The sequence below is a fragment of the Nonomuraea solani genome (assembly GCF_900108335.1).
In the GTDB taxonomy this organism is placed as follows: Bacteria; Actinomycetota; Actinomycetes; order Streptosporangiales; family Streptosporangiaceae; genus Nonomuraea; species Nonomuraea solani.
Genome location: NZ_FNVT01000011.1, coordinates 34,939 through 59,620, shown reverse-complemented (window position 1 = coordinate 59,620; position 24,682 = coordinate 34,939). Strand labels below are relative to the sequence as shown.

15 protein-coding genes are annotated in these 24,682 nt (G+C 70.5%); 7 read left to right on the top strand and 8 right to left on the bottom strand.

Annotated elements, in window-relative coordinates:
* Positions 1–45: 45 nt before the first annotated feature.
* Genes C4V41_RS33595 through C4V41_RS33585 form a run of 3 tightly spaced genes read right to left on the bottom strand, consistent with a single transcriptional unit; the run spans position 46 to position 14,271 of the window.
* Positions 46–1,740, bottom strand: a complete 1,695-nt coding sequence (locus C4V41_RS33595; protein WP_103960007.1) for an ABC transporter ATP-binding protein — start codon at positions 1,738–1,740, stop codon at positions 46–48.
* Positions 1,733–12,463: a non-ribosomal peptide synthetase gene (locus C4V41_RS33590; RefSeq protein WP_103960006.1), complete on the bottom strand. Its 10,731-nt coding sequence runs from the start codon at positions 12,461–12,463 to the stop codon at positions 1,733–1,735. The genes C4V41_RS33595 and C4V41_RS33590 overlap by 8 nt, the downstream gene beginning before the upstream one ends.
* Before the next feature lie 20 nt (positions 12,464–12,483).
* The gene (locus C4V41_RS33585) at positions 12,484–14,271 is read right to left on the bottom strand and encodes an ABC transporter ATP-binding protein (protein WP_103960005.1); all 1,788 of its coding nucleotides are present in this window, start codon (positions 14,269–14,271) and stop codon (positions 12,484–12,486) included.
* Positions 14,272–14,401: 130 nt separating this feature from the next.
* Here C4V41_RS33585 and C4V41_RS33580 point away from each other — a divergent pair, with 130 nt between their 5' ends.
* Positions 14,402–15,451: an alpha/beta hydrolase-fold protein gene (locus C4V41_RS33580; RefSeq protein WP_103960004.1), complete on the top strand. Its 1,050-nt coding sequence runs from the start codon at positions 14,402–14,404 to the stop codon at positions 15,449–15,451.
* Positions 15,452–15,480: 29 nt separating this feature from the next.
* On the opposite strand, the gene C4V41_RS33575 is transcribed toward C4V41_RS33580, so the two are convergent.
* The gene (locus tag C4V41_RS33575; protein WP_103960003.1) at positions 15,481–16,791 is read right to left on the bottom strand and encodes a lysine N(6)-hydroxylase/L-ornithine N(5)-oxygenase family protein; all 1,311 of its coding nucleotides are present in this window, start codon (positions 16,789–16,791) and stop codon (positions 15,481–15,483) included.
* A gap of 128 nt (positions 16,792–16,919) precedes the next feature.
* Here C4V41_RS33575 and C4V41_RS33570 point away from each other — a divergent pair, with 128 nt between their 5' ends.
* The gene (locus C4V41_RS33570) at positions 16,920–17,864 is read left to right on the top strand and encodes a methionyl-tRNA formyltransferase (protein WP_103960002.1); all 945 of its coding nucleotides are present in this window, start codon (positions 16,920–16,922) and stop codon (positions 17,862–17,864) included.
* Between the two features lie 107 nt (positions 17,865–17,971).
* Here the strand turns inward: C4V41_RS33570 and C4V41_RS33565 are convergent, their stop codons facing one another.
* Complete coding sequence (locus tag C4V41_RS33565; protein WP_103960001.1) at positions 17,972–18,601, bottom strand: TetR/AcrR family transcriptional regulator; 630 nt, start codon at positions 18,599–18,601, stop codon at positions 17,972–17,974.
* Positions 18,602–18,701: 100 nt separating this feature from the next.
* Between C4V41_RS33565 and C4V41_RS33560 the strand changes: the two genes are divergently transcribed.
* From C4V41_RS33560 to C4V41_RS33540, 5 genes are all read left to right on the top strand, one after another.
* A complete protein-coding gene (locus C4V41_RS33560; protein WP_103960000.1) occupies positions 18,702–19,736 on the top strand; it encodes a medium chain dehydrogenase/reductase family protein in 1,035 nt (344 codons plus the stop codon).
* On the top strand, positions 19,737–20,351 hold the full coding sequence (locus C4V41_RS33555) for a TetR/AcrR family transcriptional regulator (protein WP_103959999.1): 615 nt from the start codon (positions 19,737–19,739) through the stop codon (positions 20,349–20,351).
* Entirely contained in the window at positions 20,308–20,898 is a 591-nt protein-coding gene (locus C4V41_RS33550; protein ID WP_103959998.1) for an ABC transporter permease, read from the top strand. The genes C4V41_RS33555 and C4V41_RS33550 overlap by 44 nt, the downstream gene beginning before the upstream one ends.
* A 247-nt stretch (positions 20,899–21,145) precedes the next feature.
* Positions 21,146–21,859 (top strand): polymorphic toxin-type HINT domain-containing protein, encoded by a 714-nt coding sequence (locus tag C4V41_RS33545; protein WP_160150487.1) that lies wholly within the window; start codon positions 21,146–21,148, stop codon positions 21,857–21,859.
* Positions 21,860–22,076: 217 nt separating this feature from the next.
* Positions 22,077–22,409, top strand: coding sequence for a hypothetical protein (locus C4V41_RS33540; protein WP_146103890.1), 333 nt, complete (start codon positions 22,077–22,079; stop codon positions 22,407–22,409).
* Between the two features lie 640 nt (positions 22,410–23,049).
* Here C4V41_RS33540 and C4V41_RS33535 read toward each other — a convergent pair.
* From C4V41_RS33535 to C4V41_RS33525, 3 genes are all read right to left on the bottom strand, one after another.
* Positions 23,050–23,277, bottom strand: coding sequence for a hypothetical protein (locus C4V41_RS33535; RefSeq protein ID WP_103959995.1), 228 nt, complete (start codon positions 23,275–23,277; stop codon positions 23,050–23,052).
* 215 nt (positions 23,278–23,492) lie between these two features.
* Positions 23,493–23,825 (bottom strand): STAS domain-containing protein, encoded by a 333-nt coding sequence (locus C4V41_RS33530; RefSeq protein WP_103959994.1) that lies wholly within the window; start codon positions 23,823–23,825, stop codon positions 23,493–23,495.
* A 420-nt stretch (positions 23,826–24,245) separates the two neighbouring features.
* Positions 24,246–24,626, bottom strand: a complete 381-nt coding sequence (locus C4V41_RS33525) for a PLAT/LH2 domain-containing protein (RefSeq protein ID WP_103959993.1) — start codon at positions 24,624–24,626, stop codon at positions 24,246–24,248.
* Positions 24,627–24,682 lie beyond the last annotated feature (56 nt).

The following is a 24,682-nucleotide window of genomic DNA, read 5'->3' as shown; positions in this document are numbered from 1 at the left end:
CTTTTATAGAAGGGGTGAGGGCGCCGTGAAGGGTGTGGAGACGGATTAGCGGGCTACGGCCAGGCGGTAGGTCTCGTCGGTGGTGAGGAGGTTGCGGTGGGTGTCTTCCGCCGTGATGACGCCGCCGTCCAGCACCAGGACGCGGTCGGCGGCGTCCAGGAAGGCCGGGCTGCTGGTGATCACGATCGTGGTCCGGTTCCGGCGTAGTTTTGCGATGTTGCGCGCGATGAGCTGTTCCGTGACCGCGTCCACCGCCGTAGTCGGGTCGTGCAGGACCAGAATGTCGGCGTCCGAGGCGAGAGCCCGGGCCAACGACAGTCGCTGGCGCTGGCCGCCGGAGAGGTTGGCGCCGCGGTCGCGGACGGCGTAGTCGAGTCCCTCGCGGTGGAGGGCGACGACGTCGGTCAGCATGGACGCCTCGACCGCCTCGGCGATCAGGCGGCCGGTGCCCGCCGGGTCGATGTTCGTCCGGAGGGTGCCCGCGAAGATCTCCCCGTCGTACGGGTTCACCAGCAGGTGCTCCCGGACCGCCTCGATCGACAGGCCGGCCAGCTCCCGCCCGCTGACCCGTACCACGCCCTCATGCGAGCCGGGCGGGACGTGCACGGCGAGGATCGACGCGAGGTCGGCGGCCGCGCGTGGCTGGTAGGCGGCGATCGCCACGAACTCGCCGGCCGGCACGTGGAACTTCAGCTCGCGCAGCGACCCGTACCGGACACTGTCGACTTCGAGGTCTCCACCAGCGGACGGGCGTTCCGAGCCCGGGACCATCACCGGCGGCGCCGCCAGCACCAACGCCATCCGGTCCGCCGACGCGCGCGCGATCATCACGTACTTCGGCATCTCCGAGAACAGCCGGAGCGGTTCCATGATGAACTGCGCCAGCCCCACGGCCATGACGAGCTCACCGATGCTGATGCGGCCGTTGAAGGCCAGCCACCCCGCCGTCAAGGTCACGGCGGCGGCGAGGATGGCGTTGAGGGCCAGGGCGGTGCCGGCGTAGGCGCCGTTCACCTTGGCGACGGTGATCGCCTGGCTCTTCGCCTCCGTGCTGACCTTCCGGTAGGACAGGAACGCCGCGTGGTTGCCGCCGAAGCCGTGCAGCGGGCGCAGGCCGCTGATCAGGTCGGCGACCTTCGCGCCCGCCCGCGCCACCCGAGCCTGCTGTTCGCGGGTGCTCGCGCCGATCCGTTTGGACATGACGCTGAGGATCGACAGGATCGCGATGCTGCCCACGATCACCAGCAGGCCGAGCTGGACGTTGGCCAGGCCCAGCGCGACCGCCGCGATCAGCACCGCGACCGTGGAGCTGATCAGCAGCGGCACCACCTCGATGATGTCGGCGGTCTGGTCGGCGTCCTCGGTGGCGATGGTCAGGACCTCGCCGGACTTGAGGTCGGTGTCGCCGGCCACCGGCTGGAGCGCGCGGGCGGCGACTCGTACCCGCCAGTGGTGTGCCTCGGTCGTGTTGGCCTTCTGCAGGACGCGCATCCCGAACCGCCACGACAGCGACACGGTCGTGATGATCACGGCCAGCGCGGCGATCGACAGGGCGAGGGAGCCGAGGCTGCGCTCCCGCAACGTGTGTTCGACGATCAGGCCGAGCGCGATGGGGAAGGCGGTCTCGCCCGCCTGGTACAGGCCCATGAGGACGGTGCCCCCGACCATCGCGCCCGCGTTGCGCCGCAGCGCGGTCCGCAGGATGCCGGACCCCTCCCGGGTCCTCCGCGTGTCAGCCATCGAGGTGCCGGGCGATCGCTTCCGGGGTCCGCAGCGTGAGCAGGTCGCGGATGGTGATCACGGGACCGTACTCGCGGCGGAGCAGCCCGATCAGCCGCACCGCCAGCATGGAATGCCCCCCGAGGGACGTGAAGTCGCTCACCGCGCTCACCTCGTCATCGTCCAGGTCCAGCGCCTCGGCGAAGAACTCGCACACCATGGTCTCGGTCTCGGTCGCCGGGCGACGCTCACTCGCCGTGGTCAGCGCGCCCAGCGGTTTGGCCTCCGGCAGCGCCTTGGCGTCGGCCTTCCCGTTGACCGTCAGCGGGATGGCGTCGACCTGAGCGTAGTGGGTGGGGCGCAGGTAGTCCGGCAGCCCGGCGCCCACCTCCGCGGCGACCGTCGCCAGGTCGGAATCTGCCAGGACGAGGTAGGCGGCCAGCCGGTACGCGCCGTCGACCTGCGGATCGGACTGGGCGACCGCGGCCACGAACCGCACCGCCGGATGGGCCCCGAACGCCGCCTCGACCTCGCCCAGCTCGACCCGGTGCCCCCGGATCTTGACCTGCTGGTCGGTCCGGCCCAGGTAGGCCAGGTTTCCGTCGGGCCGCCGCAGCACGAGGTCCCCGGTCCGGTACATGCGCTCGCCCGGCTCACCGAACGGGCACGCGACGAACCGGTCCGCGGTCTGGGACGGTTGCCCGAGGTAGCCGCGCGCGATGCCGATGCCCGACACGTACAGCTCGCCGGGCACGCCGTCGGGCACCGGCCGCAGCCAGGGGTCCAGCACGTACACGTCCGTGTTGTCGATCGCCACGCCCACCACCGGGTCGAGGCACTCGAAGGTGCCGACGCCGAGGGTGTTGATGGTGTACTCGGTCGGGCCGTACAGGTTGTATCCGACCGTCCCCTCCATCTCGGCCAGCCGGCGCCACAACGCCGGGGTGACCGCCTCGCCGCCCAGCAGCACCAGCGGGGGCCGCCGCGCGGGGTCGTCGAGCAGGCCCTCGGCCACCAGTTGCTGGGCGTAGGTGGGGGTCACGTTGATGACGTCGATCCCGTGCTCCAGGCAGTACTCGACCAGCCGGGGCGCGTCGCGGCGCAGCTCCTCGTCGCAGATGTGCACTTCGTGGCCATCGGCGAGCCACAGGAGCTCCTCCCACGACATGTCGAAGGCGAACGACACGGTGTGCGCGATCCGGAAGACCCGGTGGCCGTGCTCCGCCAGCACCGGCTCGAAGATCCGCCGCTGGTGGTTGATCAGCATGTTGGTGAGCCCGGCGTACTCGGTCACCACGCCCTTGGGCTTCCCGGTCGAGCCGGAGGTGTAGATCGTGTACGCGGGGTGCCGCAGCCGGTCCGGGTCGTCCGGCGCGAACGTCGTGAACGGCTCGGCGTCGGGGAGAGGCCGGTCCAGCTCGATCAGGTCGCCCGTCAGCCGGGGAGCGACGGTGCTCACGGTGAGGATCACGTCCGGGCGGGCGTCCGCGACGATCGCGGCGATCCGCTCGTCCGGATGGTCCAGTTCCAGCGGTACGTACGCGGCGCCGGCCCGCAGCACCGCGAACAGCGCCACGATCGAGTCGAGAGAGCGCGGGATCGCGAGCCCCACGGTCATCTCGGGGCCGATGCCGCGCTGCGCGAGCACCCCCGCCACCGCGCGACTCCGGTCCCTGAGCTGGGCGAACGTCATGGTCTGGCCGTGAGCGACGAGCGCGACCCGCTCCGGGCCACGATCGGCCGCCCGGTCGAACCGGTCGACCACGGTGTCGGTGCCGACGTCCGTACGTCCGGCCGGCTCGGGCTCAGGCCCCAGCCCCCGCAGCGCGCCCACCGGCCCGGTCGAGCGGGCCACGTCTTCGAGCAGGCGCAGGTAGTCGGCCAGGAGCCGGCGGGCGCGCTCCGCGTCGCCGTCGCGGTACTCCAGCTTGACCGTCAGCTCGTCGCCGGGCGTGACGACCCAGGTGAACGGGTAGTGCGTGGAGTCGTCGGCCAGCACCGAGGTGATGCCGTGCCGGGCGTTCATCGCGGCGAACGCGTCCATGTCCAGGAAGTTCTGCAGCACGAAGAGGTTGTCGAACAGGGTGTCGTGGCCGCCGGCCCGCTGGATCTCGCCGAGCCCCAGGTGCTCGTGCTCCATCGCCGCGACCCTGGCCGCCTGCACGCCGGACAGATAGTCCCGTACGGTGTCGTCGGGCCGGGCCCGCGTCCACATCGGGACGGTGTTGAGCAGCACGCCGACGATCTCGGACAGCCCTTCGCCCTCCCGGCCGGAGACGGTCACGCCGAACACCGCCTCGCTCCGGCCCGTGTGCGCGCCCAGCAGCAGGCCGAACGCGCCGGTCAGCACCGCGTTCAGCGTGACCCCGTGCGTCCTGGCCGCGTCCCGCAGCAGTCGCGACCGCTCGGCGGACAGCGTGTGCACGAGTACGGGCGGCAGCTCGTCGGAGAGCACCGGCGACGGCCCGGCGAGCAGCGTCGGCCCCGGCAGGCCGGTCAGGTGCTCCGCCCAGAAGCGTTCCGACGGGGACGGGTCCCTGGCGGCCAGCGCCCGGGCATGGTCCTCGAAGCTGGGCGTGGCCGGGACCGGGTCCAGCGGCTTCCCGGCGACGGCGGCCTCGTAGGCGTCGAACAGGTCCCGCAGCACGATCTCGCGTGACCAGCCGTCCCACAGCAGCAGGTGGTAGCTCAGCAGCAGGCCGTCGCGGTCGCCGGGCAGGCGGACCACGGTCAGCCGGATCAGCGGCGGCTCGTCCGGGTCGAAGCCGGTGTCGCGGTCGCGGACACGCAGGGCTTCGACCTCGGCCTCCGTCGACAGGACGATCGTGCGGACGTCGACCCGCCGGCCCGTCGAGAGCACCTGGACCGGGTTGCCGTCGTCGTCGCCGGCGAAACCGGCGCCCACGACCGGGTGCCGTGCGATCACGTACGCCATCGCCTCGGCCAGCGCGCCGGTGTCCAGCCGCCGGTCGAAGGTGAAGTAGGTCTGGGCGACATAGTGCCCGGCCGAGCCCGCGAGCTGGGCCTGGAAGAACAGGCCCTTCTGGAGCGGGGTCACCGGCGCCGTGCGCTCGGCCGTCGTGGAGGCGTCCGCGATCCGCTCCAGCGCGCGCCGCCAGTGCTCGGTCAGCTCGTCGGGCACGCCTTCGGCGAGGGTGAAGGTCGCGCGCAGGGTGCCGGTGGCCGCGTCGATCCAGGCGTTGACCTCGACGGCGTACGGGCTGCCCTGGTCGCCGCCGGTGACGTGCAGCGCCTGTGACTCGCTGCCCCGGCCGAGGTAGTTGAACAGCACCTGCGGTCGCGCCGTCAGCAGCGGCGCCGTCTGCGGGTTGAGATATCTGAGCCGGCCGTAGGCGACGTGCCCGCGCTCGTCCGGCTGGCGTTCGGCGACCTCGCGGGCCGCCGCGACGGGGTCGGTGTGCGCGGTGAGCCGTACGGGTGCGATGGCGGTGAACCAGCCGATCGTGCGGGTGTAGTCGTGGTGGTCGAGCGCCGGGACCCGGCCGTGCCGTTCCAGGTCGATCGCTAGGTCGGTGGGCGACGGCTGGACGTGCGTCAGCGCGGCCCGCAGCGCCCCGCACAGCAACTCGGTGAGACCGACGCCGAGTGCGGCGGGCGCGGTACGGGTCACGCGGTCGGTCAGCTCGGGCGCGATCTCCACGGTGGTCTCGCGCAGCCCTTCGACCTCGGGGATCAGGACGGGGGCCGCCAGCGTGGTGATCCAGTGGCCGAGGTCGTCGATCACGTGGGTGGAGCCGGTGGCCAGGGCGTCGGCGTACTCGGCGTAGGACGTGGTCGGCGGCGTCAGGGCGGCGCCGCGCAGGGCGGTGGCCAGGTCGTCCAGCAGGACCAGCCAGGACACCGCGTCGATGGCGAGGTGGTGCACGGTGATCACCAGGGTCCGGCTCGCGTCGATCCACGAGAACGCGATCATCTCCCCGGCCTCGGGATCGAGCCGATCAGCGGCGTCCTTCGCCACGGAAGTCCTGGTGACGGTGACCTCGCGGGCGGGCTCGGTGCGCAGTGTCCACACGCCGTGCTCGACCCGCAGCCGCATCCGCAGGGCCGGGTGCGCGGCCACGACGGCGTTCGCGGCGCGGACGGCGTCGGCGAACCCCGTTCCCTCGGGCGCCACCAGCGTTCTGGCCTGGGCGAACCGGTCGAGAGAGCCGCCCAGCTCCCGCTGACGCAGGATGATCGGCGTAGGTGTCAGCGGCCCGTCCGCGCGGGGAGCGGGTGCGATGGCCGGCGGTGTGCGGGTCCCGAGGTGTTCGGCGAGGGCGCGCGGCGTCCGGTACAGGAACACGTCCCGTGGGGAGATCGGCAGGCCGAGCGCCCTGGCCCGGTTGACCACGGTGATGGCGATGATGCTGTCGCCGCCGGCCCGGAAGAAGTCGGTGTCACCGTCCACGTCGGAGCCGGTCAGCGTCTCGGCGAAGATCCCGGTCAGCGCGGCCAGCGCGGAGTCGCTCACAGGCACCGGGGCGTCGTCCTGAAGAGCCTGACGATCCAGCTTGCCGTTGACCGTCAACGGCAGGGCGTCCACTCGCACCACCCGCCCCGGCACCATGTGCCCGGGCAGCCGCGCCGCCAGCAGCCCGGCGAGGTCGCCGGGCACCTCACCCACGACGTGCGCGACCAGGTGATCACCACTGCCCGCCACGGTGACGGCCACGTCGACCACGCCGTCGAGCTCCCTAAGAGCGGACTCCACCTCACCGAGCTCGATACGGAACCCCTTGAGCTGCACCTGATCATCAGCGCGTCCGACGAACTCCAGCTCACCATCGATCGTGCGACGGGCCAGGTCACCCGTGTGGTACATGCGACCACCGGTGAACGGATCCGCCACGAACCGGCTCGCGGTGAGGCCCGGCCTGCCCAAATAACCAAGCGCCACTTGATCACCGGCGACGTAGATCGAGCCGACCCGGCCCGGCGGCACCGGCCGGAGCCGGTCGTCGAGCAGGTAGGTGACCAGACCGGGGATCGGGCCGCCGATCGGGCTGACATCGAGGGCGAAGTCCTCGTCGGTCAGCACCCGGTGCGTGACGTGCACGGTGGTCTCGGTGATGCCGTACATGTTCACCAACTCGGGCGAGCCGGTCCCATACCGTTCGACCCAGCCGCGCAGCCGCCCGAGGTCCAGGGCCTCGCCGCCGAAGATGATCCGCCGCAGCGAGGTGACCGGCTCGCCGGCATGCCGGTCGGCCTCGATGAACTGGTAGAACGCCGACGGTGTCTGGTTGAGCACGGTCACGCCGCGTTCCCGTACAAGCCGGTGGAAGTCGACCGGAGAGCGGGTCAGCCCGTACTCGGGCACCAGCAGCTCACCGCCGTGCGCCAGCGCGCCCCACAGCTCCCAGACCGCGAAGTCGAAGGAGTAGGAGTGGAACTGCACCCACACGTCGTCCGGGCCGAACCCCATGTCGGGCTGGGTGTTCGCGAGCAGCGTCACCACGCTGGAGTGCGGGACGACGACGCCCTTGGGCCTGCCCGTCGATCCGGAGGTGTAGATCACGTACGCCGGGTCGTGCCGGCCGACCTCGGGCGCGGTGGTGTCCAGCGGCAGGTCGTCGTCCCGTACGAGCACGCGGGCCGGCACGCCCGCCCTGGCCGTCAGCGCCGTGAACCGATCCCGCTGATCCCGGTCCACGAGAACGACGCTCGGGGTGGCGTCGGCCAGGATGTACTCCAGCCGCTCGTCCGGGTAGGCCAGATCCAGCGGCACGTACGCGCCACCCGCGCTGACGATCGCGACCAGGGCGACGACCTGGTCGAGGGAGCGCGGCACGGCGACGGCGACCCGCTCACCCGGCCGCACCCCGGCCGCGCGCAGCGCCGCGGCCAGCCCGTTCTTCGCGGACGCCAGCTCGCCATAGGTCAGCGACCGGGAGCCGCCGTCGAGGCCGCACTGGGTGACGGCGGTGGCGGCCGGGTCGCGGTTCGCGGCGGCGTCGAACAGCTCACCCAAGGTCACCGGGGCGACCGGCGCGGGCCGCCGGGCATCGGGCACCAGGTCGTCCGGCCGGTCCAGCAGCCCGGCCAGGTTCCCGGCGAACGCCCGCAAAATCCCCTGCGCCTGCCTCTCCCGCAGGAGGTCACCGTCGTAGATCAGGTTGAACCGCGGACGGCCATCGGCCGCGCGCTCCACCACCAGCGTCAACGGATAGTGCGGAGCACCCTCGTTCACGAGGCCGGTGATCACGAATTCATCGCCCGGCCTGCGCAGCCCGTCCACATCGGTGGCGACGTCGAACACCACCAGCGTGTCGAACAGAGAGCCGCCGGTCCTGGCCAGCGACACGTGCTGATGCGGCAGCACCGCGCTCTGGTGCTCCCGCACCGAGGTGAGCAACTCGCGCGCCGTGGTGGTGCCGTCCCACCGCGCCCGTACGGGAATCGTGTTGATGAGCAGCCCCACCAGGTCCTTGATGCCCGGCACGTCCATGTCCCGCCCGGACACCGTGGACCCGAACACCACGTCCCGACCGTGCAGGATGCCGCCCAGCGTCACCGCCCACGCACTGTGCACGGCGACGCTCAAGGGCACGCCCACCGACCGGACGGCCGCGTCGATGTCGCCGTCCGGCTCCACCGAGGTGTCGGCGAACCGCCCCGACGGGGTGTGCCCCTCGGCGACCAGCGAAGGTCCGGGCAGCCCGGCGAGCTGCTCCCGCCACACCCGGTCGCTCTCGTCACCGTCGATCGCGGCGAGCCGCCGCACGTGGGAGGCGAAGCCGCTCTGCGGGTAACCGATCCCCGGCGCGTGATACTCGGCCAGCAGCGCGCGCAGCATCGGCGGCACCGACCAGCCGTCGGCGACGATGTGGTGCACGGTCTGCACCAGGACGTTCCGGCCGATGAGGGTGTACCGCATCAGCGGCCCGGTGGCCAGGTCGAACCCGGCGAGCCGGTCCCGCTCGGCGTACTCGCGGATCTCCTCGTCGGTGATGCCGGGGCGCTCCAGCGTGGTGAACGGCGCCCGCACCCCGCTCTCCAGCACCGAGACCACGCGGCCGTCTTCGAGGGCCACGAACCGCGCGGCCAGGTTGGGGTAGAGGGTGAGCAGCCGGGTGGCCGCCGCCGCGAGCCGGTCGGCGTCCACCTCGCCCTCCAGCGTCAGAATCTGCTGCTCGACGTAGCTGCCGGCCGAGTCGTCGTCGAACACCGAGTGGAAGTACAGGCCCTCCTGCAACGGGGTCAGCGGCAGGATGTCCAGCAGCTCCGGGCCGTCCAGGGCGTCGACGTCGGCCTGCGTGAGAGACACCGCGCCGAAGTCGCTGGGGGAGTGGCCGCCCTCGTCGAGCGCGGCCAGCCCGGTCAGGGCCTCCCGGTAGTAGGCGCCGATGGTGGTGATGTCGTCGTCCGCGAACATCCCGTCGGGCCACGAGATGGTGGTGACCAGCTCGTACGCGCCGGTCGAGCCGGGTTCGGCGATCGCGTTGAACTCCAGGGCGCGCGGCAGCCGCATCTTCGGGTCACGCCGCTCACCCAGTTGCCCCGTGGCACCCGCGAGCTGCCAGTCCCCGGCCGAGCCCGCGTCGAAGCGGCCCAGGTAGTTGAACAGCACCTGCGGCGCGGACGCGGAGAATTCGGCACCGGCCAGATACCGCAGAGCACCATAGGACACGCCATTGGCCGGCACCCGAGCGAGGTCTTCCTTGACCGCCTTGAGCGCGGCCGACAGGTCGGAGTCGCCCCCAGGATCCACGACCACCGGGAACAACGTGGTGAACCATCCCACGGTCCGCGACAGATCCGGCTCGAAGCCCGAAACGAACCGCCCTTCGCGGCCGTGCCCTTCGAGCTCGATGTGCGCGAACGTCTGATCCTGCCCAAGATCGCGGCGCCACCGGGCGAGGGCGACGGCGAGCGCGGTCAGCAGCACGTCGTTGACGCCCGCGTGGAATCGGGCGGGCACCTCGCCCAGCAGCGCGGCCGTGACCTCGGGCCCGACCGCGACCGCCCGAACCCGCTCCCGCTCGACGGTGTCCGATGCGGCCAGCGCGCGCCGGCCCAGCGGCCCGTCCACGCCCGGCAGCGGACGCTGGAAGTAGGCCGGATCCGCGTCGGAGGCCGCCCGCTCCAGCAACTGCGTCCAGCGCCGGAACGACGTGCCCACCGGCGGTAGTTCACCGCCCCGCCATGCCGTGGCCAGGTCCTCCATCAGGATCCGCCAGGACACACCGTCGATCACCACATGATGGACGACCAGGACGAGCTGCCGCGCCTCGCGCCGCCAGACGGCACGGAGCATCACGCCGTTGTCGGGATCCAGCCCGCCGACGGCCAGGTCGACACACTCGCCGAGCGGCCGATCGCTCTCCTGCCACCCCGCGACGCCGTGCTCCGGAATGTCGAAGCCCCAGCGTTCCCCCCGGACCAGCCGGGCGCGCAGCATGTCGTGCCGCCCGACCAGGGCGGCGAGCAGCCCGTCGAGGGTGTCGGCGGTCAGGTCCGCCGGGGTGTTCAGCACCACCGACTGCACGAAGCCGTCGATCGCGTCCGTGGTCTCGCCGAGCCACCGCACGATCGGCACGCCCGCGACGGGACCGGTCGCGACATCCTCGCGGTCCACCGTGGACGCCTCGGCCCGGCTCGCCACCGCCGCCAGCTCGCCCACGCTGCCGCTGGTGAAGATCTGCGTCGCCGTGACGTGCAGGCCCGCCTCGCGCAGCGCGCTCAGCAGCGAGATCGCCAGGATGCTGTCGCCGCCGAGCCGGAAGAAGTTCTGGTCGGCGCCCACCTCGTCCACCTGCAGCACCGCCGCGACCGCCGCGCACACCACGCGCTCGTTCTCGGTGGCGGGCGGGACGAACGCGCCCGTCTCGATCGCCGGCTCCGGCAGCGCGTTACGGTCCAGCTTGCCGTTCGCGGTGAGCGGGAACTCCGTCAGTACGACGATGTGCGCGGGCACCATGTACTCGACCATGCGCTCCACGGCCCACGCCTTGACGTCGTCGGCCCGCAGGTCCTCGCCGCCGGCCGCCGGGATCACGTACCCCACCAGATACGTGCCGCCCGCCGCGTTCTTCTTCGCCACGACGCAGGTGTGCCGTACGCGGGGGTGCTCCGCGAGCCCGATCTCGACGTCCTCGATCTCCAGCCGCATGCCGCGGATCTTGATCTGGTTGTCGGCCCGGCCGAGGAAGTCCAGCGACCCGTCGGGGGCGAACCGGGCGAGGTCGCCGGTCCGGTACAGCCGGGAGCCGTCCCCGGCGAACGGGTTCGCCACGAACCGGGACGCCGTCAGGCCGGGCGCGTTGACGTACCCGCGACCCAGGAGGAAGCCGCCCACGTACAGCTCGCCGCCTACGCCGACCGGCACCGGGCGCAGCTCCTCGTCCAGCACGTACAGCTCGGTGTTGGGGTTGGCCTTGCCGATCGAGGTCGACAGGCGTTCCGCGGCGCCCCGGTAGATGACGTGGGAGACGCCGATGGTCGTCTCGGCGGGGCCGTAGCCGTGGTACATGGGGATGTCGAGGCGGGTGCGGAAACGTTCGTACAGCTCCGGGGTCAGCACCTCGCCGCCGCACCACACGTGCCGCAGGCTGTCCAGGCGGCCGGAGTCGCCCGCGATCTCCAGCAGCACGTCGAGCATGGACGACACCAGGTACGTGAACGTGACGCGCTGCTCGTCGATCACGCTCAGCAGGTGGTGCGGGTCGCGTTCACCGCCGGGGCGCAGGATCACCAGCCGGCCGCCGTACACGAGCGGCAGGAAGATCTCGTTGATGGAGATGTCGAACGACAGCGGCGCCTTGAACAGCGACGCGTCGTCGGTGCCGAAGCCCAGGATCTCCTTGCCCTGCCACAGCAGGCGCTCGCTGATCGCCTCGTGCCGGATCATCGCGCCCTTGGGCCGCCCGGTCGAACCGGACGTGAAGATCACGTACGCCAGCGCGGGACCGGGGACGTCGGCCGCGGTCTCCGAGGTGGGATACGAGCCGAACCGCCAGTCGCCGAGATCGACGGCCACGGCCTCCGGCTCGCCGGCGTCACAAGTGCCGGAGTCGTTGAGCTGCAGCACGACCCGGGCGTCCTCGATCACGACCGCCCGGCGCCCGGCCGGCCACTGCGGATCGAGCGGCACGAACGCGCACTCCGCCTGGAGCACACCCAGCAGGCCGATCACCATCTCGGCGGAGCGGCCCAGCGAGATGCCGACGACCTGTTCGGTGGTGAGCCCGCGTTCGATCAGGTGGTGGGCGAGCTGGTTGGACAGCCCGGCCACCTCGCGGTAGGTCAGCGACCGGCGCTCGTCGACGATGGCGACGGCGTCCGGCCTGGTCCGGGCCTGCTCGCGGAACATCTCCACGATGGTCGGGCGCACCCGGGCGACGTTGTTGTCGTTCCACTCGGCCAGGGTGGCGAGCCGGGCCGCCACGCTGGACGGGCCGATGGTGCCGATGGGCCGGTCCGGGAAGTCGGCCAGGTCGTCCAGCGCGAGCTGCGCGTCGGCCAGCGGGACCCCGTCGGGGACGGTGATGCTGCGGCCGTCCGCGCCGACCTCCCAGCCGCCGACCCCGTCCCCGCCGTTCTCGGCCCAGCCGAGGACGTCGGCGAACAGGGTGCCGGAGGTGAGATCGAGGCTGTCGGGGCTCTGGCCCGTCGCCCAGTAGGCCAGCCCGATGGCGCACGCCGCGCCGATGGTCTGGTCGCGATGGTCGCCGATCCGGCGGCGTACGCCGTCCAGGCGGTCGGGAGAAAGCCGTACGAGACGAGTGCCCGGTTCCCTCATCGAAGCCTCAGCCGTCCCTCTCAACTCGAGTTCCCTTCTCGCCACGCCCGCCACAGGTCGGCGTACCGGCCGCCCATGGCCACCAGCTCCTCGTGCGTTCCCTGCTCCACGACACGGCCCGCGTCCAGCACGGCGATGCGGTCGGCCGCCATCGCCTGGGTCAGCCGGTGCGCCACGAACAGCGTGGTGCGGCCCTGGCACGCGGCCGACACGGCCCGCTCCAGCTCGGCGGCCCCCTGGCTGCCCGCCTCCGCGGTCGACTCGTCCAGCACCACGACCGGCGCTCGGCCCAGCACCAGCCGGGCCAGGGCGATCTGGGCGACCTTGGTGCCGTCGAGGCGTTCGCCGCCCTCGCCGACCATGGTGTCCAGCCCGTCCGGCAGCGCCGTGACCCAGGTGTCGGCGCCGACCGTGCGCAGCGCGTCCATCAGCTCGGCATCGGTCGCCTCCGGCGCGGCCAGCCGCAGGTCGTCGGCGAGCGGGCCGGAGAACACGTGCGTCTCCTGCGTCAGGATGCTCACCAGGGCCCGCGCGCCGGCCTCGTCCAGCTCGGCGAGATCGGTCGATCCGATGCGCACCGACCCGGCCTGCGGGGTCCCGATGCCCGCGATCAGCGCCGCCAGCGTCGTCTTGCCCGCGCCCGTCGCTCCCACCAGCGCGAGCGAGCCGCCCGCCGGGATCGCCAGGTCGACCTCCCGCAGCACCGGCTGCTCGGAGTCGGGATAGCCGAACGTCAGCCCCGCCACCGTGACCGGGTACGACCCGGCCGCCGCGACGACGGTGTGGCCCACCAGCCTCTCCTCCGGGGCCTCGCTCAGCACGCCGACCAGCCGGGTCAGGCTCGCGCCCGACTTCTGCGCCTCGTCGAAGGTGAACATGATGGCGCCCAGGGGATTGAACAGCCGGTGGAACAGCAGCGGCGCCACCGACGCCTCGCCCAGGGTGACGGCGTCGGCCTCCAGCAGGACGTACCCGACGACGATGATCAGGACCAGCCCGATGAACTCGGCGCGGTTCTCCCTGCCGACGAACCGGCCGAAGAACCGGAAAACCTCGACGCCGAGATCGCGCACCCGCCACGACTCGCGGGTGACCTGCTCGCGGAAGGCCTCCTCCAGGCGGTACGCCCGGACGGTGCCGATCCCGTCCAGGCCGCTGATCAGCGCCTGCGCGCGATCGGCCTGGGCCTCCCGCTGCCGCTGGTAGAGGGGCGCGGACCTGGGGAGATACCAGCGCAGGGCCAGCGCGTACGCGGGCAGCGCGCACGCTCCCGCCAGGCCGAGCCGCCAGTCCAGCCCGAACATGCCGGCCGTGGCGATGGCCACCAGCACCCCCGACGAGAACACCGTGGGGATGGCCGTCCTGATGCCCTTGGACAGCACGGCCACGTCGTCGCCGACCCGCGACAGCACGTCACCCCGGCCGACCTGCTCGATCCGCGCGCTCGGCATGCCCAGCACCGCCCGTACGGCGGCCTCGCGCAGCCGCGCGAGCAGCTCCGCGCCCAGCCGCCCGATCAGGTACGTCGACGCCGCGGTGGCCCCCGAGCCGAGCAGCACGGCGGCGACCATCAGCGCCCCGATCGTGACCAGGATCGACTGAGCCTCGCCCGCGACCACGCCGTCAACCACCTGGCCGAGCAGGAACACGGGCAGCACCTGGAGCGCCGCCCCCGCCACCGTGGTGAGCACGGTGGCGGTCGTCAGCCCCGGCAGCTCGCGGGTGTGCGCCGCGACCCATCGGGTGGCCTCGCGGCCCGTCGCCGTGCGCAGGATGGCCGGTGCGGCGCGTGTCTCGGTGGCGCTCACGCCCGGACCACGCCGGGTCGGGGATGGGACAGGTCCACGGGGCTCCTCGATCGCGGTCACGACTTAGGCAGCCAAACGGTAACACGGAGGTATTAGGTTAGCCTAACCTCATCTGGCATCCTTGGGGCATATGAGAGACGCATTCGGATACTTGGGCAAACCGGGCACCGATGAGTTCTGGGCGGCGGCCGGGGCACCCGTGTCGGTGCCCGATGACGACGGTGGCTGGGTGACCCTGTTCCTGTGGCGCGGCTCGCCGGCGAGCCTCAGCTTCGAGAGCCGGCCGGAGCCGGTCCCCTTGTGTCAGTGGGGCGACACGGACTGCTGGTACGCCGAGGTGGCCATGCCCGCGCGGATGCGGATGACCTACCAGTTCATCGCGGACGGCGCCGCGCACGCCGACCCGTTCAACCCGGCCGGCGCGGGCGGTGACCGCTCCATCGCCGCCACCCCGGACGCCCCTCCCCAGCCGCACTGGCCCGCCATCGGCCCCGACGACGTCCTGCCCCTGCCGCGTACCCGCCTGCGCTGGACCAGCGAACGCCTCGGCGGGCGGCGCACCGTGCGGGTCCACCCGGCGGGCGGCGGCGGGCCGCTGGTCCTGCTGCTCGACGGGGACGACTGGCTGTACCTGCACCCGGCCATGACCGCCTTCGACTCGGCCGTCGCCTGCGGCGAACTTCCCCCCGTCACCCTCGTGTTCGTCCCGGCCCAGGCCAGGGAGACCGAGTTCGGGTGCCGGCCCGAGCTGTGGGAGGCGATCAGGGACGAACTACTGCCGCTGGTGGACGAGAGTGACCGGCTGGTGGTGGCCGGGCAGAGTCTCGGCGGGCTGAGCGCGATGTACGCGGCGCTGGAGTTCCCCGACCTGGTGTCCGCCGTCGCCTGCCAGTCGGGGTCGTTCTGGTGGGCGCCCGGCGCGACGGACATGGACGGCCCGGTCGGCGGCGCCATCGCCGAGCGGCTGCGGAAGGGTCCCGACCTGTCCGGGCTGAGGGTCGCGTTCGACGTGGGGGAGCACGAGACGCGGATGCTGCCGCACTGCGAGCTGGTCGAAACCCTGACAGAACAGGCCGGTGCGGCCGTGCGGGTCACACGCTCGGCCTCGGGCCACGATCGGGCGGGCTGGCGGCAGGCCCTGATCGGAGGTGTCGCCTGGACGCTCGCACAGCCGTGGTGACGGCGGGCCGGCCGTCACCACGGCCACGGTCAGCGCGAGAACGCGTACGTGCTGCGCCCGCTGTCGCTCAACCGCCCGGCCACCGCGTCCGCGATCTCCCCGGCCCGCACGGCGGTGTTCGACAGCAACGTCGAGGTCAGGCCGTGGGTGTGCTCGGTGGCCCCCTGCACGTAGATGCCGCAGCGCAGGCGGGGAGAGGTGGCGATCCGGTAGTCGCGCTCGATGCGCAGTCCGCCCGACGGCAGCCGCTCACAGAGCTCGCCGGTGGCGCCCAGCAGGGTCAGCGGGTCGCCGGGCCGGTAGCCGGTGGCGTAGACGAGCACGTCGGCCGCCAGGACGGCCCGCTCCCCGGTGGGCAGGAACTCGACCGTGGCGCGCACGCCCCCGGCGTCCCGGCTGACATCGACGAGCCGGGAGGCGTTGAGAATGCGCAGCCGCTCTCTCCCCCGCACCTTCTCCTGGTAGTGCTTGCGGTACAGCTCGTCGATGAGGTCGAGGTCGACCACCGAGTAGTTGGTGGAGGCGTGGTAGGCGAGCAGGCGCTCCTTGACCGCGTCGGGGGCGGTGAAGTAGTCCTCGACCGCGGCGGGGTCGAAGATCCGGTTGGCGAAGGAGCTGTCGTCGGCGGGGGTGTAGCCGTACTTGGAGAACACCGCGCACACCTCGGCCTCGGGGTAGCGGCCGTGCAGATGGTCGGCCACCTCGGCGGCGCTCTGCCCGGCGCCGACCACCACGAACCGGCGCGGATCCGTGACCGCGGGCAGCTTGTCCAGGAGCTCTTCGCTGTGCCAGAGGCGTTCGTCGGTGACGATGCCGTCGGGCAGCGTCGGGATCAGGCCCACGGCGACGACCAGATTGCGGGTACGGCGCGTGCTCAGCTCACCCTCGCCCTGGCGGACCACCACGTCGAGATACTCCACCGTGCCGTCGACGGTGACGGGCGTGACCGCGACGACCTCAGAGCCGTACTCGACCTGGTCGGAGAAGGGCGCCGCGGCCCATTCCAGGTAGTCGTGGAACTCCATGCGGGAGGGGAACATCGTCTTGTGGTTGATGAAGTCCACCATCCGGCCACGCGCCTTCAGATAGCTCAGAAAGCCGAACTCGCTGGTCGGGTTCCGCATGGTGACCAGGTCTTTCAGGAACGAGACCTGCATCGTGGTGCCTTCGAGCAGCATGCCGCGGTGCCACCCGAAGGCGTCCTGCTTCTCCAGGAACACCGCGTCGAATCGTTCGCCGGTACGCGCCTGGCGCTCGCGCAGCGCGATGGCCAGGGCCAGGTTGGAAGGGCCGAAACCGATGCCGACGAGGTCGTGGACGAACTGCTCGGCAGTGGGCATGGAAAGCCTTTCGAAGAGAGCGGTCCAGGGGTGGAGTCCATGGGTGGAATCGGAGTCCAACTTAGGTTAGGCTCGCCTAACTAGACGAGCCTAACCTTTGTCCCACTCACCTCACAAGGAGAGCTCTGATGCGGGTCGTGATGTTCGGCTACCAGACCTGGGGGCACCGAACCCTCCAAGCGCTGCTGGACTCCAGGCACGACGTGGTGCTGGCGGTCACCCACCCCCAGAGCGACCACGCCTACGAGAAGATCTGGAGCGACTCGGTGGCCGAGCTGGCCGAGGCTCACGGCGTCCCGGTGGTGCTGCGCAACCGCCCCGACGACGAGCTCCTGCTCACCCTCAAGGAAGTAGAGCCTGACCTGATCGTCGCCAACAACTGGCGCACCTGGATACCGCCGGAGATCTTCTCGCTCCCTCGGTACGGCATCCTCAACGTGCACGACTCGCTGCTTCCGGCCTACGCCGGGTTCTCGCCGCTCATCTGGGCGCTCATCAACGGCGAGAAGGAGGTCGGCGTCACGGCCCACATGATGAACGCCGAACTGGACGCCGGGGACATCGTGCTCCAGCGCGCCATCCCGGTCGGGCCCGGTGACACCACCACCGACCTGTTCCACCGCACGGTCGACCTCATCGCGCCCATCGTCACCGAGTCTCTGGAGCTCATCGCCTCCGGCCGTACGGACTGGACGCCCCAGGATCGCTCGAAGGCCAGCTTCTTCCACAAGAGGTCGGTCGAAGACGGCAACATCGACTGGACCTGGCCGGCCGAGGACATCGAACGCCTGGTACGCGCGCAGTCCGACCCGTACCCGAACGCTTTCACGTACTACAAGGGCGAGCGTGTTCGCGTCCTGAAGGCGTCGGTCTCCACGGGCATCTACGGCGGCACGCCGGGGCGGGTGTTCATCCGCGAGGGCGACGGCATCGTCATCGTCGCCGGCGCCGAGGCCCGCCGGGGCCGCAGCCACGGCCTGGTGATCGAACAGGTCCGCACCGAGGACGGCACCGACCTGCCGGCCGGCGAGGTGTTCAGAACCATGGGCGGCTACCTGACCCGCCAGCCGTAAATCGGCCGCACACCAGAGCGTGTACAGCCGCTGCCGGACCTTGACCTCGACGTCGGCGGCGGGTACGTCGACGCGCTTCACGCCGTCGGCGGAGAGCCGCCCGTGCGCTAGTCGCCGAGGTGCGCCAGCGCGGTGATCATGCGCTGGGCGATGTCCGCCGGCCACGGGAAGGCGACGGTCACCGATCGCTGATGGGCCAGGCCGTGCAGGCCCAGCCACAGCGCGATCGTGTCGGCGGCCGGATCAGTGCTGGTGGCGTGGCCCGCGGCGACGCAACCGTCCAGCACCTCGCGCAGCAGGCCCAGGCATCCGTCGCCCAGTGCCACCAGATCGGCCTCCGTCAGCGAGGTCCCCTCCAGCGCGGGCATCCACAGACCGCCGAACATGGTGCGATAGCGCTCCGGGTGCTCCTGGGCGAAGTCGAGGTAGCCGTCGCAGACGGCGAACAGCCGGCGCCGGGGATCGTCGTCGCCCACGGCGGCCACCGCGAGGCGCAGTTGCGCTTCCAGCTCCGTGAACGCCTGCCGCACCACCGCCAGCATGATGGACGGCTGGTCAGGGAAATGACGGTAGATCGAGGGCGCCGCGATGCCCACGCGGCGGGCCACCGACCGCAGGCTGATGGAGCTCTCGTCACCGGTCTCGTCGAGGAGCTCCACCGCCGCGGCCACGATCTCGTCGCGCAGGCGTGCGCCCTCGCCCCTGCGGTTGCGGGCGCGGGTGAGGTTATCTGACATGCCGTTAGCTTACACGTGAAAACTTATATGCGTTATCCCTTGCGTTCCATCAAATTACAGTCGTAAGGTTACGACTGTAAGCGGAACTGAGGAGGAGCACATGAACGGCACCGTCGGCGTCACCGAGATCGTCCTGCCGGGCCCGGTCGAGCCGGATGACCTGCGGATCCGCACTCGCGACCTACCGGCGCCCGCCGCGGGCGAAGTCGTCCTGCGGATGGAGGCGACCGGCGTGTCGTTCGCCGAGCAGCAGATGCGGCGCGGCAAGTACTACGACCAGCCGGCGTTCCCCTTCGTGCCGGGCTACGACGTGGTCGGCACGGTGACCGCCGTCGGCCAGGGCGTGGACGCCACGATGATCGGCCGCCGGTACGCCGCGGTGACCAAGATCGGCGGCTGGGCGAGCGCCCTGCTGATCGACGCCGCGGACCTGGTCCCCGTGCCGGACGGCGTCGGCCCTGCCGCCGCCGTGACCGTGGCCGTCAACGGGATCACGGCCTGGCAGATGCTGCACCGCACCGCCAAGGTCCCGCCGGGCGCGACGATCGTCGTGCTCGGCGCCAACGGCGGAGTCGGTTCCACCCTGGTGCAGCTGGCCAGGAACGCCGGGATCAAGGTGATCGGCACCGCCTCGGCCCGCCACCACGAGCTGCTGCGCGAGCTGGGCGCGACCCCGGTCGACTACCGCGACCCGGACATGTACCGGAAGATCCGCGAGCTCGCGCCCGACGGGGTGCACGCGGTGTTCGACCACGTCGGCGGCGCCGGGCTGGTGGAGTCGTGGCAGCTCGTACGCCGCGGCGGGACGCTCGTGTCCTACGGCACCGCGGCCACGAAGAACGACGCCGGCAACTCGCGACTCCCGGTGCTGAAGTCGTTCGCCCTGCTGGCCACCTGGAATTACCTCTCGCCCAACGGCAAGAGCGCGCACTTCTACAACTTCTGGGCCGGCAAGCGCCGCCTGAGCACCTTCAGGGCCCGCCTGCGCGAGGACCTCACCCAGGTGCTCCGGCTGGTGGCCGACGGTGTGCTCACACCGCGGATCGCGGCCGAGTTTCCGCTGGCCGAGGCCGGTGCGGCGCTGACGCTCGCCGAGTCGCGCACCGTCGCGGGCAAAGTCGTCCTCGTCCCGTAGATGCCGCGAAACCGCAGAGGACAGGGCGGCCGGCTCCGCACGGAAATACTGGCCGCGGCGACCGAACTGCTCGACACCAGCGGCGACGAACGAGCCGTGACATTGCGCGCGGTGGCCCGCCGCGCCGGGATCGCCGCCCCGTCGATCTATCCCCACTTTCCCGACCGGCGAGCGCTCGTCGAGGCCGTCGTACGGCAGGCGGCCGCCGACCTGACCGGCCGCTTCCAGGCCGTCTCCGACGGCGACCCCCGACGGCGGCTGTTCGACCTCTGCTCGGCCTACCTCGAATTCGCCCGAGCGCATCCCCAGCGCTACCGCGCCATGTTCGCCGGCGGAGCCGGCCCCGGCGCGGAGACGCTGCGGGTCCTCACCCACAGCCTGGCCGCCTGCGTCACCGCCGGCCACTGCACCAGCGACGACCCGGCCGCCGACGCCTTCGCGTTGTGGCTGGGGCTCCACGGACTCGCCCACCAACGTGCCGTCGCCCGCGCCTTTCCCTGGCCCGCCGACATCGCCCACCGCATCGCCATCCCTCTCTCCCACCTCATCGATCGTCCCGGAGGTAACAGCCATGACCACCATCGAACTCACCGCCCCGGCCACCCGCACCGTTGAGGTCGACAACCGCCCGGCCTACGTCAGCTTCGGGCTGGCGTACGTCCTCGGCCACGGCTCCGCCGCGATCTCCCGAGGCGCCGATCCGCTGGTCGCGCTACCGGACTGGCTGCCGATGGCGCTGCTCGGCGCGGGCCTCGCCGCGGGCACCGTCTTCGCCACGCTCGCCGCCACCCGCGCCCAGCGAGGCGCCGACAAGGCCGAGAGCCTGGCCGGCAAGCTCCTCGGTCTCGCCTGGATCAGCGCCTTCGCCGGAGTCTTCCTCGCGATCACCGGCCTCACCGGCCTTACCGGCATGCCAGAGCTGCAGTCCGTGCTGTGGCCGACCTCTTCCGCCTTCGTCGTCGGCCTGCTCTACCTCGCGGAAGGCGTCGCCCGCCGCAATGTCCTGCACTACACCCTCGGGACGTGGCTCGTGCTGGTCTCGACGGGCGCGCTCCTGTTCGGCACCCCGGGGCTGTTCTGGGTCCTCGCCATCGCGGGCGGTGGCGGCTACGCGGTCGCGTCCGTCCTGGAGCACCGCCGCCTGATTACCACGGCCGGTTGATCTCGGGCGCGCACTACCGCGGTTGGTGGAGGCGAAGTTCCACTCAGCGGTTGACGACCGGTGAACGGCCGGCGATTACCTTCGTCGCGAGGTCGGTGATCGCCCGTTGAGGGACGGGCTCACCGGTGTGCGTGCCATCCAGCTCCCGTCGGTGTTCGCTGCGGACCACCGGCCGGCCAAGGGTGGGCTGTTTCTACGCGGACCCGTTCGGGCTCGCCGAGGAAGGGGCTGGAGAGATGGTCGCTTGGTGGGGGCGGGTCCGTTCGCGGTCGGCCGGGATCATGGTGGCGGGCGCGGTACTGGCGTCGGTCATGTCCGCCTCGCCAACGGCAAAACCAAACCCATCGAACAAGTCAAACCCGGCGACAAGGTTTTAGCAACCGACCCCAAGACCGGCAAGGCCCAAGCCAAGGCGGTCGTGGCGGCCTTCTCCGGCACCCGCTACAACAGCGTCGTCGGAATCACGGTCGACACCGATGGCGAGCGTGGTCAGCGGACCGGCGTCATCTACGCCACCGAACACCATCTCTTCTGGGACGCGGGGACCGGCTCATGGATCAGAGCCGACCAGCTACGGACTGGCACACTGCTTCGCTCCCCGAACGGGACCACTTCGCCGGTTGTCGGCGTGGCCGACCACGCGACCGGACGAACCGTTCATGACATCACCGTGGCAGACACGCACACCTTCTATGTACATGTCGGAGCCACCGCCGTCCTGGTGCACAACGAGGGGCCGTTCTGCGGGCGGCCGATCGGAGGAAAGGTCGGCGACGCCCTCGGCGATCAGAACTTCCACGGCTCGGACTACACGCTGAATGAGTTCGTGGAATTCGTCGCCTCGCATGCTGGAGATGACAACCCGGCATGGGCAGACCGACGCGAAAGGAGATCGAAGAAGTTCTGCGATCCGCCGGCCCCGTTCGCAAAAGGTGACCAGAATGCCTCGGACTTCAAATAGAACGGCATACGAGCCATCGTCAATTGGTCACAGCCATGGAAGAGTACGGTGTACTACATGGGCAGGGGTGAGATGGGAAGTGCAAGAAGAGCATCGCGCGTGGCCAGTAAGCAACTTGACGGCGGAGTCCGTGAACCGCATCCGATCCGTTCAGATTCAGGTCTCCCAGCACAGAACGCTCGATGTGGTTCATCTTATGAGGGCGTGGCGTGCCCACGTGGAAAAACTGGGACGGGACATGGCGCTTCCTGCTACGGACATGTCAGCTTGGGGGGCCTACGACCTCGTCGCAGCGTACATCATCAGAGATTTCCTTGAGTTTGCTCTAGATAAGCTGCCCGTCGATGAGCGAGGGATGATGAAAGCAGCCCTGGCTGAAATCGACGAAAAGTTTATTCGGGAGACGGAGAGCGATGGCAGCGGTCGCGCTGCCCGTCTGGATGAGCGGAATTTGGCGCGCTGCGACTGGTGGTGGTCAAGGATCCCCATCATGGGCCCGGTCCGCGACGACCTCATCACGCTCACCGGCGGTCTGGGATCCGCATCCTGAGTCGCGGTCTCCTCGCCCAAGCCGAGAGCGGGCGAATACAACTGCACCGTAACGTCTTGATCCTCAAGGAGAGTGTTGTCGTACAGGGAAGGGTGCGTGCGGTGGTTCGGGTCGGTCATCTGCCGTCACGCTCAACAGCCTCCTGCTCGCGAGGAGCCGTCGGAGCCATCGCGCAAAGGCAGCGGCTGAACCGTTCAACGCGCGACCTCAAACGCGAACCTGCGTGGCGCGCACCGCTGGTTCGATGCGCGCGTTGCCTGGCTTGGCCGTGTTCCGGTGGAACATCCAATAAATCACGGCCAGACGGCATTGAAGCCTTTGTTGGCACGCGAACGGTGCTCACCGGTGTCCGCATGCCGCGAACACCTCTACGACCAGCACTGAACCTACCAAGCCCTGGTACAGGTGGCTTCAGTACGCACCGTCCTGGATTCAGCCGGCGATTCACCTGGCCGGCCGACTTCGACGTACCCCGACGAGATCGGCTCGGCGGGGGTCTGCACGAACGTCTACATGCTGGCGCCGGGCCGTGTAAGGCGGATGGCCTGCGGGATGGCGAGGGTCGCTGCAGGCCAGGGTGGAGGTGTGCCTGTGCTGGCAGCCTGGGGTCAGGTTGCCGGGTGGCTGGGTGGTGCGAGGGTCACAGCTTCACGAGCTTTGGGTACGGTGCGGCGATTCGGTAGGTTTCGGCGCCGAACTCGACGAGGACGGCGAGGTTCTGCTCCACCGCGATGATCCGGCCGAGCCCGTACTTGTCGTGGCTCACCTGGTCGCTCACCTCGTACTGCTCGACGGGCGGCGGAGGAACTTCGGGAAGGTTGAAGGGGCTTCCGGGGAGTCGGCGCCGGGTCGCTTGAGGAGGCTTCATTGGTCTAAGTATGCGCCTGGTCCCCTAGTAAAAGCGACCTCAGCGTGGATGCCATCGGATTTCCACGTCGAGACAGCGGGTGTTCATCGATGGTTTGCGGGGCTTTGGGGCCTGTCCTGTCGAGGCAGGTAGGGCGGTGGGCCTGGGGATATGCCTGGGTCTTCCGCTTCGGTGGCATCGGGGGGAGCGGGCGTCCCGCTCCGGATCGGGTGGGGTCACGCAATGGGGAGAGGCTCGATCAGGAGGCCTCTGCCCAGGCCGGTGAGGCGGAGCATCGTGGAGGTGCGGGAGGACGGAGCGGTCAGGGCGAGGGTGATGCCCATCGAGCGTGCGCGGCGTTGTACGCCGACCAGCACGGCCAGCCCGGAGACGTCGTGGAAGGACAGGCCCGACAAGTCCAGGACCAGGGACTCGTGGCTGTGGTCCAGCTCGTCCATCAGCCGGGTGCGCAGAGCCTCGCTGGTGAAGATGTTGATCTCGCCGGACAGATGGACGGTGGTGGAGGGTTTCACCGTACTGGCGGGAGGCGGGGTGTCGATGATCGTCATGGATGCTCCGGTTGAAGAGGAAGGAAGCCACCCGGGAGAAGGTCGGGGGTGGACCCGCGCGTGCCGATACGGGGCGGCATCGATCGTTGAGATGCCCGCCCGATGGTCGATGGAGGGCTCGGCTGCGGCGTCGCGAGGGTGGAACTCGCATTCGGCGACGGAACTTGGCGGCGCGAGAGGAGCGCGAGATGCCGACGTCGTGATGGCCAGACCCGTCCGGACCCTGTGCGGGCCATATGCAGTCGATCGCCGCGGGCGACGCCAACCCGAATGCCAACGCACGAAAGGTCCCCGGTATCGATCAGCCTACCTCGCCGGATACGCCGCCACCCAGGGGCTTGACCTGGCGCCGGGGGAGGCCGACCACTGAGCCTCCCCGCGGTGCCAGGTCAGGCCATACCACGTGCTCGAATAGACTGTTCAGGCCCCCGCGACCGCGGCGTCGCTGGTCAGCTTGTCGAGGCGGACCTCGGTCTTGTGGTCGTTCTCGTCCTTGGCCAGCCAGCGGTAGGCGGCGAACTCGGCCTCCTGGCCGTCGACGTCGATGATGACCCTGTTCAGGAACCAGCCGGGCTTGTTCCCCGTGTTGTCGTGGCCGATTTCGATGCTCATCACTTCGCCGACCGAGGACATGGTCAGGGTGAAGTGGTCGACGGCGTTACGCTCGAAGTTGTCCTCGGAATTGTCCAGGTCGGTCGGACCCACCGATCCCGTGGTTCCGTGGATCTTGAGGAAGACATTGGCGTTCGTCCCGGCATCGGGCACATCGCCGGTCTCTACAGTGATGTTGTAGTTGGGCATGCTCTTCCCTCGTTGTCTCGCATGGCCTCCGCCTTTGCCAGACGGAAGCACGGGTG

Coding starts and splice junctions, on each gene's coding strand:
- C4V41_RS33525 (WP_103959993.1), bottom strand. CDS start 24,626: ATGCCCAACTACAACATCACTGTAGAGACCGGCGATGTGCCCGATGCC.
- C4V41_RS33590 (WP_103960006.1), bottom strand. CDS start 12,463: ATGAGGGAACCGGGCACTCGTCTCGTACGGCTTTCTCCCGACCGCCTG.
- C4V41_RS33560 (WP_103960000.1), top strand. CDS start 18,702: ATGAACGGCACCGTCGGCGTCACCGAGATCGTCCTGCCGGGCCCGGTC.
- C4V41_RS33580 (WP_103960004.1), top strand. CDS start 14,402: ATGAGAGACGCATTCGGATACTTGGGCAAACCGGGCACCGATGAGTTC.
- C4V41_RS33565 (WP_103960001.1), bottom strand. CDS start 18,601: ATGTCAGATAACCTCACCCGCGCCCGCAACCGCAGGGGCGAGGGCGCA.
- C4V41_RS33535 (WP_103959995.1), bottom strand. CDS start 23,277: ATGAAGCCTCCTCAAGCGACCCGGCGCCGACTCCCCGGAAGCCCCTTC.
- C4V41_RS33575 (WP_103960003.1), bottom strand. CDS start 16,791: ATGCCCACTGCCGAGCAGTTCGTCCACGACCTCGTCGGCATCGGTTTC.
- C4V41_RS33550 (WP_103959998.1), top strand. CDS start 20,308: ATGACCACCATCGAACTCACCGCCCCGGCCACCCGCACCGTTGAGGTC.
- C4V41_RS33570 (WP_103960002.1), top strand. CDS start 16,920: ATGCGGGTCGTGATGTTCGGCTACCAGACCTGGGGGCACCGAACCCTC.
- C4V41_RS33595 (WP_103960007.1), bottom strand. CDS start 1,740: ATGGCTGACACGCGGAGGACCCGGGAGGGGTCCGGCATCCTGCGGACC.
- C4V41_RS33555 (WP_103959999.1), top strand. CDS start 19,737: ATGCCGCGAAACCGCAGAGGACAGGGCGGCCGGCTCCGCACGGAAATA.
- C4V41_RS33530 (WP_103959994.1), bottom strand. CDS start 23,825: ATGACGATCATCGACACCCCGCCTCCCGCCAGTACGGTGAAACCCTCC.